Source organism: Micromonospora sp. PTRAS2, from assembly GCF_054052245.1.
In genome coordinates, this window is record NZ_JBSWBU010000006.1 from 379525 (window position 1) to 395677 (window position 16153).

Genomic DNA, 16153 nt, shown 5'->3' on the forward strand with positions numbered 1-16153 from the left:
GGGCCGCCCGCCCCGGCGGACGAAAAAGCGATCGACCCGAAAGCGGCCCGGGTCCGTTGTGGGGGGCGGACCGATGCCGCATGTGGAGGGGGACGGGTATGGGGACGGTGCTGTTCCGGCGACCGGCGCGGCGCGGCGGGCCGGAGATGCCCACCGGCGAGTTGACCCTCCAGGAGCCGCCGGAGCTGAGCGAGCCGCAGCAGAACGGTGCCCGGCAGGCCATGATGGTGCTGCCGATGGCGCTCATGACCGGCGTGATGATGCTGATGTTCATGGGCCCGTCGCGCGGCCCGCTGACCTGGGTGATGGCCGGCATGATGGCGGTGGCCATGGGCGGGGTGATGATCGGCTCGGTCATCGCCAGCAGCGGGGAACGCAAGCAGCGGCACGGCGGCGACCGCCGCGACTACCTGCGCTACCTCGCCCAGCACCGACGGCGGGTCCGCCGATTCGCGGTCGAGCAGCGCGCGTCCAGCCTCTGGCGGCACCCCGACCCGGCGTCGCTGTGGTCGCTGGCGATGACCACCCGACGCTGGGAGCGGCGCCCCACCCACCCGGACTTCCTGGAGATCCGCGTCGGCACCGGCGAGCAGCGGCTGGCGGTGCGGATCGCCCCGATGCAGACCAAGCCCGTCGAGGACCTCGAACCGGTGGCCGCCAAGGCGCTGCGCCGGTTCATCAGGGCGTACAGCACCCTGCCGGACCAGCCGGTGGCGCTGTTCCTGCCGGGCTTCGCCGAGATCCGGGTCACCGGCGAGCGGCCGCTGGCCCGGGCCCTGCTGCGGTCGCTGCTCGCCCAGCTCGGCACGCTGCACGCGCCCGAGGAGGTCCGGGTGGCGTTCTGCGTCGGGCCGGACGGGCTCGCGGCGTGGGAGTGGGCCAAGTGGCTGCCGCACGCCCAGCATCCCGCCGAGCAGGACGCCGCGGGCGGTCTGCGGCTCGCCGCCGACGGGATCGAGCGGCTCGAACGGCTCCTCGGCGCGGAGTTCACCGGCCGCCCCCGGTACGAGGCGGGGGCCACCGCCGACCGGGACGAGCCGTACGTGGTGGTGGTCCGCGACGGCGGCCGGGTGCCGGCCGGGCACCGGCTCACCGCCGGCGGCTACCGCAACGCCGTCTTCGTCGACCTGGACGACCCGCCGGTCGCCACCGGGAAGGGGATCCTCAACCTGGAGGTCACCGCCGACGCGCTGACCATGCTCGGCCGGGACCGGGTCGGCCAGGAGACCCGGCAGGTGCTCGCCGCCCCCGACCTGCTCGGCCCGGCGCGGGCCCGGACGGTCGCCCGGCTCCTGTCGCCCTACCGGCTGGCGGTCAGCACCGAGCTCGCCCCCGAGCCGATGAAGGCCGACTTCGACCTCGGCACGCTGCTGGGCATCCCCGACCTGGAACGGCTGGACCTGGCCGCGCTGCGCGGGCGGCGCGCCCCCGACGCGCGGCTGCGGGTGCCGATCGGGGTCGACGCCACGGGCGCCCCGGTGGAGCTGGACATCAAGGAGTCCGCGCTGGGCGGGATGGGGCCGCACGGCATGCTGATCGGCGCGACCGGCTCGGGCAAGAGCGAGCTGCTGCGCACCCTGGTCCTGGCGCTGGCCGTCACGCACTCCTCGGAGACGCTCAACCTCGTGCTGGTCGACTTCAAGGGCGGGGCCACGTTCCTCGGCCTGGACCGGTTGCCGCACACCTCCGCGGTGATCACCAACCTGGCCGACGAGGCGTCGCTGGTCGGCCGGATGCGCGACGCCCTGCACGGCGAACTGGTGCGCCGCCAGGAACTGCTGCGGGCGGCCGGCGGCTACAGCTCGGTGCTCGACTACGAGAAGGCCCGCGCCGGCGGCGCGCCGCTCGACCCGCTGCCCACCCTCTTCGTGGTCGTCGACGAGTTCTCCGAGCTGCTCGCCGCGCACCGCGACTTCATCGACCTGTTCGTCATGATCGGACGGCTCGGCCGGTCGCTCGCGGTGCACCTGCTGCTGGCCAGCCAGCGCGTCGACGACGGCCGGATCGGGCAGCTGGAGTCGCACCTGTCGTACCGGATCGGGTTGCGGACCTTCTCGGCGATGGAGTCGCGGTCGGTGATCGGGGTGCCCGACGCGTACGAGCTGCCGGCCGCACCGGGCAACGGGTACCTGCGGATGGACGTCTCCACCCTGATCAGGTTCAAGGCCGCCTACGTCTCCGGGGAGTACCGCCCGCGCCGCAGCCGGGCCCGGCAGGAGGTGGTCCAGCGGCAGGTGGTGCCCTACGGGCTGGAGCTCGTGCCGGTCGAGACGCCGGCACCGCCCCCGGACGAGCCGGAGACGCCGCAGGACGAACCGGCCCCGCCGCAGGACGAGCCGGAGACGCCCGCCGCGCGGGCCGTCTTCTCGATCGTCACCGACCAGCTCGTCGACTCCGGGCCGCCGGCCCACCAGGTCTGGCTGCCGCCGCTGGCCGACTCCCCCACCCTCGACAGTCTCCTGCCGGCCCTCGCGCCCGACCCCGACCTCGGGCTGGTCGCCACGGACTGGCCCGGCAACGGCCGGCTGGTCGTCCCGCTCGGCTTCATCGACAAGCCCTACGAACAGCTGCGCGACCTGCTCACCGTGGACCTGTCCGGGGTGGGCGGACACATCGGCGTCGCCGGCGGCACCCGCAGCGGCAAGAGCACCCTGATCCGTACGCTGGTCTGCGCGCTCGCGCTGACCCACCGCCCCACCGACGTGCAGTTCTACTGCCTGGACTTCGGCGGCGGCACCCTGGGCACCGTCGCCGGGCTGCCCCACGTGGGCAGCGTCGCCGGCCGGCTCGACACCGACCGGGTCGGCCGGACCGTCACCGAGGTCACCGGCCTCATCACCCGACGGGAGCGGCGCTTCGCCGAGCAAGGCATCGACAGCATCCAGACCTACCGGCGGCTGCGGGCCGAGGGCAAGATCGCCGACGACCCGTACGGCGACGTGTTCCTGGTGGTCGACGGCTGGTTCACGCTGCGGCAGGAGTTCGAGCCGCTGGAGGTCTCGCTGCGCGAGATCGCGGCCCGGGGCCTCAACTTCGGGGTGCACCTGATCGTCAGCGCGGCCCGTTGGTCGGAGGTGCACCACAGCATGCGCGACCAGCTCGGCATCAAACTGGAGCTGCGCCTCGGCGACGCCGTCGACTCCGCCATCGACCTGCGGTTGGCCGCCACCGTGCCGCGCGCCCCGGGCCACGGGCTCACGCCGGAGAAGCTGCACTTCCTCGGGGCGTTGCCGCGCATCGACGGCAACCCGGACCCGGCGAGCTCGGCCGAGGGGGCGCGGGAGCTGGCCGCCACGGTCGCCGAGTTCTGGCCCGGGCCGCAGGCGCCGCCCGTGCGGACCCTGCCGGCGGTGCTGCCCGCCGCCGACCTCCCGCCCGCCGAGGGCGACCTGTGGGTGCCGCTCGGCCTGGACGAGACCGACCTGCAGCCGTACTGGCACGACTTCGCGGAGCTGCCGCACCTGACGGGGCTCGGCGACAGCCAGAGCGGCAAGACCAACCTGCTGCGGCACCTGGCCCGGATGATCGTCGGCCGGTTCACCCCGGCCGAGGCGCGGATCCTCGTCGTCGACTACCGGCGGCAGCTGTTCGACACGATCCCGGACGACTACCGCCTCGGCTACTCGGTCTCGGCCGACGCCACCCGGGAGACCATCGCCGACGCGGTGGCCGGTCTCAAGGGACGCCTGCCGGGCAAGGAGATCAGCCCCGAGCAGCTGCGCCGCCGCGACTGGTGGACCGGACCCCGGCTGTTCGTGCTGGTCGACGACTTCGAGATGCTCGCCGGGCAGGACAACCCGCTGCAACCGCTGATCCCGTACGTGCCGCACGGCACCGACATCGGCCTGCACATGGTGGTGGTGCGGGGCACCGCGAACCTCATGCGGATGTCGATGGATCCGCTGCTGCGCCGGCTCCAGGAGGCCAACAGCCCGGACCTCGCCCTGTCCTGCCCGCCGACGGAGGGGCCGCTGCTCGGCGGGGTGAAGGGTCGGCACCTGCCGCCCGGCCGGGCCATGGTGCTGACCCGGCGCGGGCACCGGATGATCCAGACCGCGTACGTCGAGCCCGCGCCCTGACCACTGGGCGCGGCACCCGCGCGGCGCGCAACGGGGCCGGGGCAGCGGCGGTCAGGGACGGCGGGGTGCGGCCGGATGCGGCGGCGGTCAGGGGCGGCGGCGCAGTCGCAGGCCGACGGCGAGGGCGGCGAGCGCGAGGATCGCCACCAGCGCGGCGATCGCGCCGGCCGGGCTCCGCCGCTCGACGGTGGCGGTGACGCCGGCCGGCTTGGCGTTCACCGCCGCCGCGGGGTTGATCATGCCCCAGCCGTACTCCCGGTCGCGCTGGCTGCGGGCACCCGCCGCCGCCCCGTCGGCCGTGGCCGTGACCCGGGCCGCCGCCTCGGCCGCGCCGAGCCGTGGCTCGCTGGAGCGCACCAGCGCCACCAGCCCGGCGACGAACGGGACGGCGTAGTCGGTGCCGCTGCCCTCCACCTCGCCCGAGCCGATCCCGAGGCTCACCACGTCCACGCCGGGCGCCACCACGTCGACCTCGCCCGGCCGGTACACCTCGGTCAGCCGGTCGTCGGGGCCCACCGCGCCGACCCGCAGCACCCCCTCGGGCAGGGCCGCGCCCTTCGCCGCCGTCGCCGCCGGGGCGGCCACCACCACGGTGGTTCCCCGGTCGACCGCCGCACGCAGGGCCGCCACCACCCGCTTGTCGGTCGTGTCCACCGACGCGCCGACCATGGCGACCCCGGCCCGCTGCGCCGTCGCCACCCGCAGCGCGGTCACCAGGTCCGCCGAGTCCGCCACCCCGCCGCTCACCCCGATCTTCACCGGCACGATGGTGGCCTCCGGGGCGACGCCGACGAAGTCGGTGCCCCGTTGCGCGGCGGCGGCGACGATGCCGGCCATCGCGGTGCCGTGTCCCGTGCAGTCCCGGTCCCCCCGCGAGCCCTCGCCGGTGCCGGCGGCGGCGTCCGCACCGGGGCGCACCCGGCCGCCCAGCGCCGGCAGCGTGCCGTCCACACCGGAGTCGATGACCGCGACCGAGACCCCCGCCCCCTTGCCGCGCGTCCAGGCGACCTCCGGGGTCAACCGCAGCTGCGCCCACGGCACCCCGGTGACCCGCCGCTTCGACGCCACCGTGCAGACCACGTCGCTGTTCGGCGCGGCGGTCGGGCGGGACCCCTTCGACGGCTTCGGGCTCGCCGGGGTGAACGCCGGCAGCGGACCGTAACCCACCTCGGCGCCGACGGCGTCCCACGGCAGCACCAGGATCCACCCCGGGCGCAGCACGCCGGGGTCGGTGACGGGGATGCCGTCCGGTTGGACCCGCCCCTTGTTCAGGGCGAAGATCTCCAGGTAGCGCTGGGCGTCGCCGAGGACCCGCAGCGCGATCTCCCAGAGGTGGTCGACCCGCCCCTGCTCGGCGCGGACCACCACGTACTTCACGAACCCGCCGGGTGCGACGTCGCGGCCCGGCGGGGCCGGCGCACTCGGCGCGGCGCTGCCGGCGCTGGACGCGGGCGCGGGCGTGGCCGCCGCCGGCGCCGCCACGACCACGGTCGGTGCGACGACGCCGAGACAGCACAGCAGGAGGCCGGGCAGGAGACGGGCCCGCCGGGCCCGCCGGCGCCTCGTCACCGGAAGCGGGCGGGACAGCGCTACCTCCCAGGCGATGATCGCGATCCCGCCCAGGCTACGGCGTCCAACCGGGACGCCCGATGCCGCCCCGATTGCGATTCGGCAAACCGGCAGGCGGTTCGCGGCGGGCCGCGCTGAACGGATCGCCGGCCGCCGCCGTTGTAGGCCCGCAGGCCCACGACGGGCTCCGCTCGGCCCGGATGGAGGAAGGTGCGCGTGCTTTTCCCGACCGCTGCCGGCGGCAGCCGGCCACCGGAGGACCCAGCCACCCGGCGCGGTGCCGACCGGCGCCCCCTGCGGCGCGGCGCCCTCGTCGCGGCGGTGGCGCTCCTGGCCGCGCTCGTGCCGCCACCCGCCCCGGCCGGGGCCGCGCCGTCTCCCGGCGCGGCGGCGAGCGGGAGGTACTACGTGGTGGGCCCACCGGTGGCCGGTCAGCGGGAGTACCTCTACCAGATCGCGGCGCGCACCCTCGGCAGCGGCGACCGGTACCGGGAGATCTTCGACCTGAACCGGGACCGGCCCCAGCCCGACGGCGGACGCCTGACCGACCCCGCCGAGCTGCGTCCCGGCTGGGTGTTGGAGCTGCCGGCCGACGCCCGGGGGCCGGGCGTGCGCACCGGCGCGGTCCCGACCGTCGCCGCCACGGCCACCCCGGCACGACCGGACCCGGCCCCGCCGCGCCGGCCTGGCCGCCTCGCCGGGGGCACCGGACTCGCCGCCGTCGCCCTGCTCTTCGCGGCCCTGTTCCTCGCGGCCCTGCTCCTCACCACCCGGGCACGCCGGGCCACCCGGGCACGCCGACGGGCCCGCCGCCCCGACGCCCTGACCGCCCGCCCGCCCCGGCTCGCGCTCACCGCGGCCCCGGCGGCGGACGACGCCGACACGGCCGAGCCGCCCACGGCGGACGACGCCGACACGGCCGAGCCGCCCACGGCGGAGGTCACCGACCTGGCCCAGCTACCGGCGGCGCCCCGACCCACCACGACGGAACCCCCGCCGGCCACGGACGGCGACCTGCGCACCGAGGTGACCTCGGCCGCCGGCACCCTGACGGTCCGGGTCAGCGGCGCGGCACCGGGCGCCGGGCAGACCCGCTACGCCTGGTACGCCCCGGAGCGCACCCGGCCGGCGATGCGACTCCCGGTGCGGCTGGGCGACCGGCAGGGCTGGGCGCTCTGGGTCGACCTGGCCGGCGTCCCGGACGTGTTCACCGTGACCGGCCCGCCCGGCGCCGTCAGCCGGCATGCCCGGGAGCTGGCCGAGCAGGTGCACGCCGCCGGGCACACGGTCACCGTCGTCGGCGACCTGTTCGGCGCCGACCTGCCCGACGGTTGCGTACACCGGCCGGACTTCCCCACCGACGAGGCGGGCCTGCCCGAGGGGGTCGGGGTGGTGCTCAGCGGCGGCCTGTCCGGCCCCGAGCTGGCCTTCGCCCGCCAGGTCGCCGCCCTGACCGGGCACCGCCTGGTGCCGGTCGTCGTCGGCCGGGCGCTGCGGGCCCGCTGGTCGGTGACGACCCGCGACGCCGCCGCCGGCGAGGTCGACGGCTCCCCCGGCCGCCCCGGCGGCGGGCCCGTCGGCGAACTTTCCGCCGCCGGCGGTGAACCGTGACCGGCGGCGGACCGTTGTCGGCCCGAGGCGCCCCGCCGGCCGGCGCCCGTCCGCGGTGAGGAGGCGGTGGATGATCCGGGTGCTGGTGTCCTGGTCAGGGTTCTCGTGGGCGCGCGCGCTGGGCTGTCTCGTGGCGGCCTGTGCACTGGTCGTCGCCCCCGTCACCCCGGTCGCGGCGGCACCGCCCCCGGCGTACGTGAAGTACTACGCGGTGACCGCCGGGCCCCGGGGCACGGCGGAGGACCTGGCCGGCCTCGCCACCCGGTTCCTGGCCGATCCCGACCGGGCCGACGAGATCTACCGGCTCAACGAGGGACGTCGGCAGCCGGACGGCCGGACCCTCACCGCCGTCGGGCAGCGGCTGGCCGCGGGCTGGGTCCTGGTGCTGCCCTGGGACGCCGTCGGCGACGGGGTCCGCTACGGCCTGCTGCCGGCGGGTGCCCCGAACGGCTCGCCGGCCCGGTCCACGGCGGGTGCCTCGACCTGCGTCGTCGCCGCCTCCGCCGGCACCGGGTCCCACTGGGCCGACGCGGCGCTCTCCCCCTCGCGGGCCTGGCCGCGCAGCAGGGGGGCCGGGACGCTGGTGGCGGTGGTGGACTCCGGTGTCGACGGCGGCCTGCCCGCCCTGGCCGGCCGGGTCGCCCCCGGTGCCGACCTCACCACCGGCAAGGCCCGCGCCGACACCGACTGCCTGGGCACCGGCACCGCGATGGCGAGCGTGATCGCGGCGGACACCGGCACCGGTCCGGGCCGGCCGGTGGTGGGCGTCGCCCCCGGGGCGCGCATCCTGCCGGTCCGGATCGTCTCCGCCACCGCCGACCCCGAACCGGAACGGACCGCCCTCGGCATCGAGGTCGCCGTCTCGGCCGGCGCGCGCGTCATCGCCCTGGGCGGGCACGCGAAGCTCACCGATCCCGCCGTGGCGCGGGCCGTGCGCTCCGCCGTGGCGCACGACGTGGTGGTGGTCGCCCCCGCCGCCACCGCCGACGGCACCGCCGCGCAGGCGCAGGACGGGCTGCTCCGGGTCGGCGGGGTCGGCCCCGACCTGCGGCCCGTCGCGGCGTACCCGGCCGGCGGGGTCGACGTCACCGCGCCCGGCCTCGACGTGCCGACGCTCGGCGTCGGTGCCACCGGGACGCGCCCGCGCAGCGGCACCGAGTACGCCGTCGCCTACGTCGCCGGCACCGTCGCCCTGGTGCGCGCCGCGCTGCCCGAGTCGGATGCCGCCCAGGTGGCCAGCCGGATCAAGGCCACCGCCGACCCGGGGGGCCGGTCGAGCCCGAGCCCCGAGAACGGCTGGGGCATGATCGACCCGATGGCGGCGGTCGGCCCGGACCCGGCCGGGTCGGCAGCACCGGCTCCCGCCGGGGCTGGCGGCCCCCACCCGCTGGCGCTCACCGGCCTCGGTCTCCTCCTGCTGGCCGCGGTGGGGGCGCTCGCCTGGCGGGCCCGTCGATTCGCCCGGCAGACGCCGGACCCCGCCACGCCCGCCCGACCCGGGGCGACGCCGGAACCGGCGCCGCTGCCGTGAGCGCTCCGGCCCGCCGGGCCCGCGCGGGTGCCGTCGGGACGCTGATCGCCGTCGCGGTTCTCGCCGCCCCGCCGGCCCGGGCCGCCGAGGCCGACCAGCCGCCGCCGCTGCCCCACGCGACGGGCACCTGCGTCGGGCCGTCCCCGGTGACGGCGCGGGAGACCCCGTGGGCGCTGCGCCGCCTCGCCCCGCAGGCCGCCTGGCCGCTGACCCGGGGCGCGGGGGTGGTGGTCGCCGTCGTGGACACCGGCGTGAGCGCCGCCGCGCCCGCCCTGGCCGGCTCGGTGCGCGCGGGTGCCGACGTCACCGGCGGCCGGGCGGACAGCGACTGCGCCGGCCGGGGTACGGCGTTGGCCGGCATCGTCGCGGCCCGTCCGACGGGCGACGCCGGCCCCACCGGCCTCGCCCCGGACGCCGAGATCCTGCCGGTCCGGGTCACCGACGCGAACCGTCGGATCAGCCCCGCCCGCCTCGCCGCCGGCATCCGGCTCGCCACCGCCGCCGGGGCGGACGTGATCCTCGTCGCCACCGGGGTCACCACCGACAGCGGCGAGCTGGCCCGCGCCGTGCAGGCCGCCGCCGACCGGGACGCCCTGGTCGTCGCCGCCGTCAACGGCCAGGGGCGGGGCGACGGCGCGGACCCCCCGGTCGGCTATCCCGCCGGGTATCCGACGGTGTTGGCGGTGAACGCGGTCGGCGTCGACGGGGTCCCCGGCCCGGTGGGGGCCGACGCAGGTGTCGACCTCGCCGCCCCGGGCGCCGGCCTCGGGATCGCCCCGCGCGGCGCTGGCCACTACACCGTCGGCGGGGCGGCCGTGGCGGCGGCCTACGTGGCCGGGGTGGCCGCCCTGGTCCGCTCCTACCATCCCGGCCTGTCCCAGGCCGAGGTCCGCGCCCGCCTCGAACGGACCGCGCTGCCCGCGCCGGGCGGCGGGCGCGAGGGCCCAGGCGGGGCCGGCGTCCTCGACGCGTACGCCGCTGTCGCCGCCCTCGACCCCCGCCAGGCCGGCCCGCCGGTGCCGGTCGCCGCCGGCCCGGTCGCCGTGCCCGTCCGCCCCGGCCCGTCCCGGGCGGTACGCGTGGCCGGCCTCACCCTCCTCGGCGCGCTCGTGGTGACCGTGCTCGTCGCCGCCGCCGCGCTCGGCCGGCGGGGCGCCCGTGGCCCCCGGCCCGCCCAACGTCCACCGGCCGGCCCCGGGTGAGTTCCCGTGGCCGGCCGGTGGCCGGATCACGTGTCGTCCGTCCCGGGTGGACGCGGTGCGCCCGCCCGGGACGGGTGGTGCTCAGGAGGCGGTGCACACCGGGGTCAGGCCGGTGGCGCTCCCGGTGCCCTGGAAGCCGAACTCGGTGTACTGGCCGGCGTTCACCGCGCCGTTGTAGCTGACGTTGCTGAACTGCACGGTGCCGCTGGAGCCGCTGGCGGTGGCGCTCCAGGCGTTGGTGACCGCCGTCCCGGCCGGCAGGGTGAGCGCGACGGTCCACCCCCTGATCGGCGAGGTGCCGGCGGTGACCCGCACGGTGGCGACGAAGCCCCCGGTCCAGGAGTTCAGCGAGACCGTGGCCGAGCAGCCGGTGGCCGGCGGCGGGGTGGTCGGCGGCGGCGTGGTGGGCGGGGGCGTGGTCGGCGGCGGGGTGGTCGGCGGGGGCGTCGTCGGCGGAGGCGTCGTGGGGGGCGGCGTGGTCGTCGGCGGGGTGGTGGTGCGTCCCTTGTTCAGCTCGTCGAGGACCGCGTGGTAGGCGGCCTTCTTCTGGTAGCTGCCGTTGCCGCCGGTGAACAGCAGGCCCCGCTCGGAGGAGCGCCACGACTCGCTGTCGGAGATGCCCCAGACGGTGATGCCGGTGCACTTGGAGACGTTCAGGCAGGCCCGCACGACCTTGCGGTAGTTCTCCGCCTGGCCCGCGCCGATGTCGTTGTTGCTCAGGTCGTCGTCGATGTCCACCTCGGAGAGGTGCACCTCGACGCCGAGGTCGGCGAAGCGCTGGATGTTGGCCTGGAGGTCGTTGGTGATGATGCTGTTCGGGTTGTCGTTGAAGTGCGACTGGAACCCGACGCAGTCGATGTACTGCCGGTAGGTGCGGACGATGTCGTACAGGGCGTTGGCCTTGCGGTTCGGGCCACCACCCTGGACCGTCAGGCCCTCGACGTCGTAGTCGTTGATGCAGAGCTTGGTCGAGTACCCGCCGGCCTGCACGACCTGCTTGGCCCGGATGAACGAGTCCCGGATGACGTCGGTGTCGCCGGCGTCGAAGTAGTCACCGTCGCCGTTGGCGTCCCGGTTCATGGTGTGCGGCCACTGGTTGCGGCGCCGGCCGGTGTTGTTGTCCTCCAGGGCCTCGTTGACGACGTCCCAGTAGGCGATCTTGCTGCCCCAGCGGTTGATGGCGTTGCCGATGAAGGTGTTCAGCGTCGCCTGGCTGGCGCCCTGCAGCGCGCCGGCCTGCGAGTGCCACACCAGCGTGTGCCCCCGGACCAGCATGTTGTTGCTCTGGGCGTGGTTGACCAGGGTGTCCGCGCCGCCGGTGTTCTGCAGCCCGCCGCTCGACGTGGCGATCCGGTCCGGCTTCATGTCGTTCTCGGGGGTCAGTTGGTTGAATTCCTGACCGACGATCGGGTAGAGCCGGTTGGGTGAGGCGGCGACGCCGAAGAACAGCCCCGCCTTGGCCGCCGCGGCCCGCAGCGTGGTCTCGGCTGCGGCGGCGGGGGCGGTGGACTGGACCGCCACCGCGCCGCTCACCAGCAACAACACCGCCGCCGGCAGGGCGGCTCTCGTCATTCTCTTCCGCCGTCTCAGGCTGCCGTTCACAGGCCCTCCTTGAGGCACGCCACCAATAATCGAAGTTCATGCATCCTTATCGGAGGGTCAGTATCGATACCGGCCAGCGACAGTGTCAACAACTTCCGGAAATGTTTCGGAAACCTCGCCGGGTGCCCGACGGGCCGCCGACAGCACGTCGGCGCAGGCAGGCGAGCGGGACCATCGGCACCGCAGACTCGGGCGGGAGTGCGCCGCCCGGCCGCCGCCCCTCGGCCACGCGGCCGGTACCGAAACATTCGGAGCCCCGGCCCCCTGGTGCGCCGCGGCCCGCCGCCCGGTCGCGCCGGGATAATGCGTTGCTCGCCGCCGCGGCGATCGGAAGGCTACGCCGGATGGGGACAGAGCCCGAGCACGAGCGCCCGGTCCGGCCGGCGACGGTGTCCGACGCCGACCTGGTGGCCGAGATGCTGGACGCCTTCAACCGCGAGTTCGACACCCCCACGCCGGGGCCACAGGTGCTCGCCGCCCGGCTGCGGCGGCTCCTCGCCGGTGAGCACTTCCTGGTCCTGCTCGGCGGCGACCCGGCCGTCGGGGTGGCCGTGCTCTCCTTCCGGCCCAGCCTCTGGTACGCCGGCCCGGTGGCCACCCTCGACGAGTTGTACGTGCGCCCCGAGACGCGCGGACGGCGGTACGGACACGCCCTGCTGGAGGCCGCCTGCCGGCTGGCCGGCGAACGCGGCGCCGGCTCGCTGGAGATCAACGTCGACGGCGCGGACGTCGACGCCCGCCGCTTCTACGAGGCGCACGGCTTCACCAACGTCGAGCCCGGGGCACCCGAGCCGATGTTCTACTACTATCGCGACCTGGACTGACCCGGGGCGATCCCGACGCCGGCACGCCACCGCCCGGGCCTGGGCGGCCAGCCCCTGCCGCCGCTCGGCGTGACCGGAGCGCGGATCGACTGAGGAGTGTCGGATGGTCGACGTCGAGCAGGTCACCCCGCCCCTCGCCGGGCACGGGGAAGGGCCGGTGTGGTGCCCGGCCGACCAGCGGCTGCGGTGGGTCGACATGCTGGCCGGGGACATCCTGGCGCTGGACCCGGCCACCGGGGTCGTCGCCCGCCGGCACGTCGCCCCGGTGGTCGCGGCCCTGCGCCCGCGATCCGCCGGTGGGCTGGTCGTCGCCGTCGAGCGGGGCTTCGCGCTGTTGGGGGACGACTCGGTGGAGCTGTTGCCCGAGGTCTGGTCGGACCCGTCGATCCGGATGAACGACGGGGCCTGCGACCCCCTCGGGCGCTTCTACTGCGGCTCGATGGCGTACGACGCGGCACCGGGGCGGGCCGCGTTGCACCGGCTCGACGCCGACGGCGCGGTCGAGACGGTGCTCACCGGGCTCACCGTCTCCAACGGGCTGGCCTGGACCCGGGAGGGCGACACCGCCTGGTACGTCGACTCGGCCACCCAACGGTTGGACGTCTTCGCCTTCGACCTGGCGACCGGGGAACTGCGCGACCGGCGGCCGGTGGTGGATGTGCCGCCGGCGGTGGGCACCCCCGACGGGCTCTGCCTCGACAGCGAGGGCGGGGCCTGGGTGGCGCTGTGGGACGGGGGCGCCGTCCACCGGTACGCGCCGGACGGCCGCCGCACCGCCGTCGTGGAGCTGCCGGTCCGGCGCCCCACGTCGTGCGCGTTCGGCGGTCCCGACCACGCGGACCTCTACGTCACGTCGTCCCGCCTGGGCCTGCCGGCCGACGACCGCTCCCCGGCGGGCGCGCTGTTCCGGTTCCGCCCCGAGGTGCCGGGCTTCCCGGCCCATCCCTTCGCCGGCTGAGCACCCGCGATGCCGCCCTCGAAGGCGTTCTCGTCGACGCCCGCCCGCCGGGGAGGAACGGTCAGCGGCGCGGCAGGGTGGCGACGATCAGGTTCGGGTCGGCGGCCGTCAGGTAGGCGGCGCTGGTGACGTACGCGGTGTTCGCGCGCACGGCGACCGCGGTCGGGTTCTGCAGGCCGTCGGCGGCGGTCAGCAGGGTCGTCGACCGGCCGGCGGCGTCGACCCGGACCACCCGGTTGGCGCCGACGAGGGCGGCGATCACGTCGCTCCCGGCGAAGGCGAAGTCGTCGATGCTGCTCAGGCCGCTCGCCCGCACCTCGACCGGCCCGGGCTCGCCGTGGCGTACCGGGATCCTCAGCAAGGTGCCCCGGTCGTGGTTGCCGGCCCAGACCGCGCCGTCGCGGGCCTTGATCCCGTTGACGCCGAGGAACCCCGTCGCGGCCAGCTCCGGCGCCGACGACCACACGACGGCACGCCCGCCCGGCTGCACGGCCGAGATGGTGCCGAGCACCGAGTCGGTGACGTAGAACGTCCCGGTGCGCTCGTCGAGGGCCAAGCCGTTGGGCAGGCCGGCAGCGGGCAGCGCGGCGACACGGCACGGGACGCCGCCACGCGGCAGCCGGTACAGGCCCGTCGTCGCCGCGTCGCCGCTGGCGTACAGGAAGTAGATCGTGCCGTCCGGCTGCCGCACGATGCCCGTGGTCAGAGCGAAACCGAGGGCGGGCGTGTGGATACCGCCGTCGGCGGGGGCCGCCAGCGTGGCCAGGACCCGGACGGTGCCGTCCCGGTCGATCGAGGCGACCTGACGGGCAGCGGCGAACGTGACGTACGCGGTGCCGTCCGGCGCGAGGGCGATGTTCTCCGGCAGCTGCCCCTGGGCGAGGTCGAAGTGCCGGAAGATCCGGGCGGAGGCGGGCGGCCCGGCGAGGGCGGCCGGTCCGGTGCCGGTGGTCAGTAGCGTCGCGGCGGCGAGTCCCGCGGCCACGGCGGCGAAGTTCCTTCTGCGCATCTCTGTCCTGTCTTCGTTCGGCCGCGGACCCGGTTTCGGGCACGCGGGATCGCCGCGCCGCGCACGGCGCGTACTTCTGGGGCGGGTTCTTCTCGGAGCCGGTGGTCAGCTCGCGGCGGTCACCCGGGCGGTGGCGGTGCTGTGCGTGAGCAGCATCATGGCCGCGTGTGACGGCGAGCCGACCTCGGTGGTGGCCAGCACGACCTGCTGGCCACGCTCGGTGCGCAGGCTCTGCTGGGTGACGCTGATGGCGCCCACCAGCGGATGCCGCATCTCGTACACCGGCTCGGCACCGGATTTCACCCGGTGGTCGGCCCACAGGGCGGCGAACTGGGGGCTGCCCAGCGACAGCTGCCCGATCAGCGTCGCCAGCGCCGCGTCGTCGGGATGTTCGCCGGCGGCCAGCCGCAGCGTGCCCACCACGGCGCGGGCCTTCGCCGGCCAGTCCGCGTACAGCTCGCGGACGTGCGGGTCGAGGAAGACCAGGAGGGGCATGTTGGGACGGCTCTCCGCGCGCTGCGGGGCGGCGAAGTCGACGTGACCGGCGAACAGCGCGTTCCCGGTGCGGTTCCAGGCGAGGACGTCGCCGCGCCGTCCCAGGACCATCGCGGGCACCTCGCCCAGCGCCGCCATGAGCTGGCGCACCGCCGCGCTGACCGTCTCCGGCGCCGACCGCCGTCCGGTGGCCCGGCGGCGGACAGCGCCGCCGGCCAGGACGTGCAGATGCCGCCGCTCGGCGTCGTCGAGGCGCAACGCCGTGGCGATCGCGTCCAGGACCTCCGCCGACGCGTTAGACGACTGCCCCTGCTCCAGCCGCGCGTAGTAGGACGGGCTGACCCCGGCGAGCAGGGCCAGTTCCTCCCGGCGCAGACCGCTCACCCGGCGCCGGCCGCCGTAGGTGGTCAGGTCGACGTCCTCCGGCCGCAACTGTGAGCGGCGGGCCTGGAGGAACTCCCCGAGCTGTCGTTTCGCGTCCACGACAGGAAGTATTCGGCAGGCCGCAGGCGTCAGCCACACCTTGCCAGGGTGAGGCACCCGGGCTTCCCGCCCCTCGACACCGGCACCGGCACCGAAGACACCGCCGGTGCTGGTGCACGCCCTCCCAGTGGCCGAGGTCGACCAGCGCGGTGACCTCGGTGTCGCCGCGCAGGGTGGCGCTGCCGTGCCTGCCGAGGTTGGCGCGCAGGATCGCCTCCAGCTCCGGCTGGTCGAACAGGCTCCCCTGCGGGTAGCCGTGCCGGCCCGGCGTCACGTCGCGGGGGAACTCGGCCAGCACCCGCATGCTCCGGTCCACCAGCCGCAGGCCCCGGTGCGGCCGGGAGATGGCCGCGAACTCCTCCCGCAGCCCCAGCCGGGCGAGGATGCGGTGCACCTCGTCGTCGAGGGCGACCGCGCGGGGCAGCGGATAGACCGACTCCCACCGGTCGAGCACCAGGCACTCCACGCCGTGCTGGGCGAGCAGCGTCGCGGCGGTGAGCCCGGTGGGACCCGCGCCGACGATGACGACCGGGACCACGGTCACCGTGCCGCCCGCCTCATCATGGGGAGCTTACCGACGGCGGCGGCTCGCGGCCGGCCGAGGACCGGCACCGGTCCCCCGGCCGACCGACGTGGGGCTGCCCGGCCGACCGCCCCCGGCCGGCACGCGCGATCCGCGTGCCGGCCGGGGGCGGTGCCGGCCGTCAGGCGACCGGGACCGGTTCCTCGGCCACGGTCTCGGGCTGCGGCGCGGGGGTGCTCCGGCGGGCCTGGCGGCGTTCCCGGCGGC

General features: G+C 76.3%; 10 protein-coding genes and 1 pseudogene. 6 read left to right on the forward strand and 5 right to left on the reverse strand.

The features are described from left to right. Positions 1–98 precede the first annotated feature (98 nt). Positions 99–4079, forward strand: a complete 3981-nt coding sequence (gene eccCa / locus ACVMYR_RS21330; RefSeq protein WP_457122534.1) for a type VII secretion protein EccCa — start codon at positions 99–101, stop codon at positions 4077–4079. An 87-nt stretch (positions 4080–4166) separates the two neighbouring features. Here the strand turns inward: eccCa and ACVMYR_RS21335 are convergent, their stop codons facing one another. Continuing rightward, positions 4167–5648 (reverse strand): S8 family serine peptidase, encoded by a 1482-nt coding sequence (locus ACVMYR_RS21335; RefSeq protein WP_457122535.1) that lies wholly within the window; start codon positions 5646–5648, stop codon positions 4167–4169. A gap of 216 nt (positions 5649–5864) precedes the next feature. Between ACVMYR_RS21335 and ACVMYR_RS21340 the strand changes: the two genes are divergently transcribed. From ACVMYR_RS21340 to ACVMYR_RS21350, 3 genes are all read left to right on the forward strand, one after another. Continuing rightward, positions 5865–7259 (forward strand): hypothetical protein, encoded by a 1395-nt coding sequence (locus tag ACVMYR_RS21340; protein WP_457122536.1) that lies wholly within the window; start codon positions 5865–5867, stop codon positions 7257–7259. A gap of 70 nt (positions 7260–7329) precedes the next feature. Further along, a complete protein-coding gene (locus tag ACVMYR_RS21345) occupies positions 7330–8790 on the forward strand; it encodes a S8 family serine peptidase (RefSeq protein ID WP_457122537.1) in 1461 nt (486 codons plus the stop codon). After that, positions 8787–9992 carry a S8 family serine peptidase gene (locus ACVMYR_RS21350; RefSeq protein ID WP_457122538.1) on the forward strand — a complete coding sequence of 402 codons (1206 nt, stop codon included), beginning with the start codon at positions 8787–8789 and terminating at the stop codon, positions 9990–9992. Before ACVMYR_RS21345 ends, ACVMYR_RS21350 begins: the two co-directional genes overlap by 4 nt. Positions 9993–10073: 81 nt before the next feature. Here ACVMYR_RS21350 and ACVMYR_RS21355 read toward each other — a convergent pair whose 3' ends face one another. Continuing rightward, positions 10074–11564 carry an endo-1,4-beta-xylanase gene (locus tag ACVMYR_RS21355; protein ID WP_228986715.1) on the reverse strand — a complete coding sequence of 497 codons (1491 nt, stop codon included), beginning with the start codon at positions 11562–11564 and terminating at the stop codon, positions 10074–10076. A 374-nt stretch (positions 11565–11938) separates the two neighbouring features. Between ACVMYR_RS21355 and ACVMYR_RS21360 the strand changes: the two genes are divergently transcribed. Both ACVMYR_RS21360 and ACVMYR_RS21365 read left to right on the forward strand, forming a co-directional pair. Next, entirely contained in the window at positions 11939–12418 is a 480-nt protein-coding gene (locus tag ACVMYR_RS21360) for a GNAT family N-acetyltransferase (protein ID WP_457122539.1), read from the forward strand. A 103-nt stretch (positions 12419–12521) separates the two neighbouring features. Beyond that, positions 12522–13376: an SMP-30/gluconolactonase/LRE family protein gene (locus ACVMYR_RS21365; protein ID WP_396788329.1), complete on the forward strand. Its 855-nt coding sequence runs from the start codon at positions 12522–12524 to the stop codon at positions 13374–13376. 61 nt (positions 13377–13437) lie between these two features. Here ACVMYR_RS21365 and ACVMYR_RS21370 read toward each other — a convergent pair whose 3' ends face one another. The 3 genes and pseudogenes from ACVMYR_RS21370 to ACVMYR_RS21380 form a co-directional block, all read right to left on the reverse strand. Further along, entirely contained in the window at positions 13438–14385 is a 948-nt protein-coding gene (locus ACVMYR_RS21370; RefSeq protein ID WP_431892150.1) for an SMP-30/gluconolactonase/LRE family protein, read from the reverse strand. Positions 14386–14490: 105 nt separating this feature from the next. Next, positions 14491–15363: a helix-turn-helix domain-containing protein gene (locus tag ACVMYR_RS21375; RefSeq protein WP_077937297.1), complete on the reverse strand. Its 873-nt coding sequence runs from the start codon at positions 15361–15363 to the stop codon at positions 14491–14493. A 151-nt stretch (positions 15364–15514) separates the two neighbouring features. Continuing rightward, positions 15515–15907 (reverse strand): annotated as a pseudogene (locus ACVMYR_RS21380) (FAD-dependent monooxygenase); the annotation flags it as partial. Positions 15908–16153: the final 246 nt, after the last annotated feature.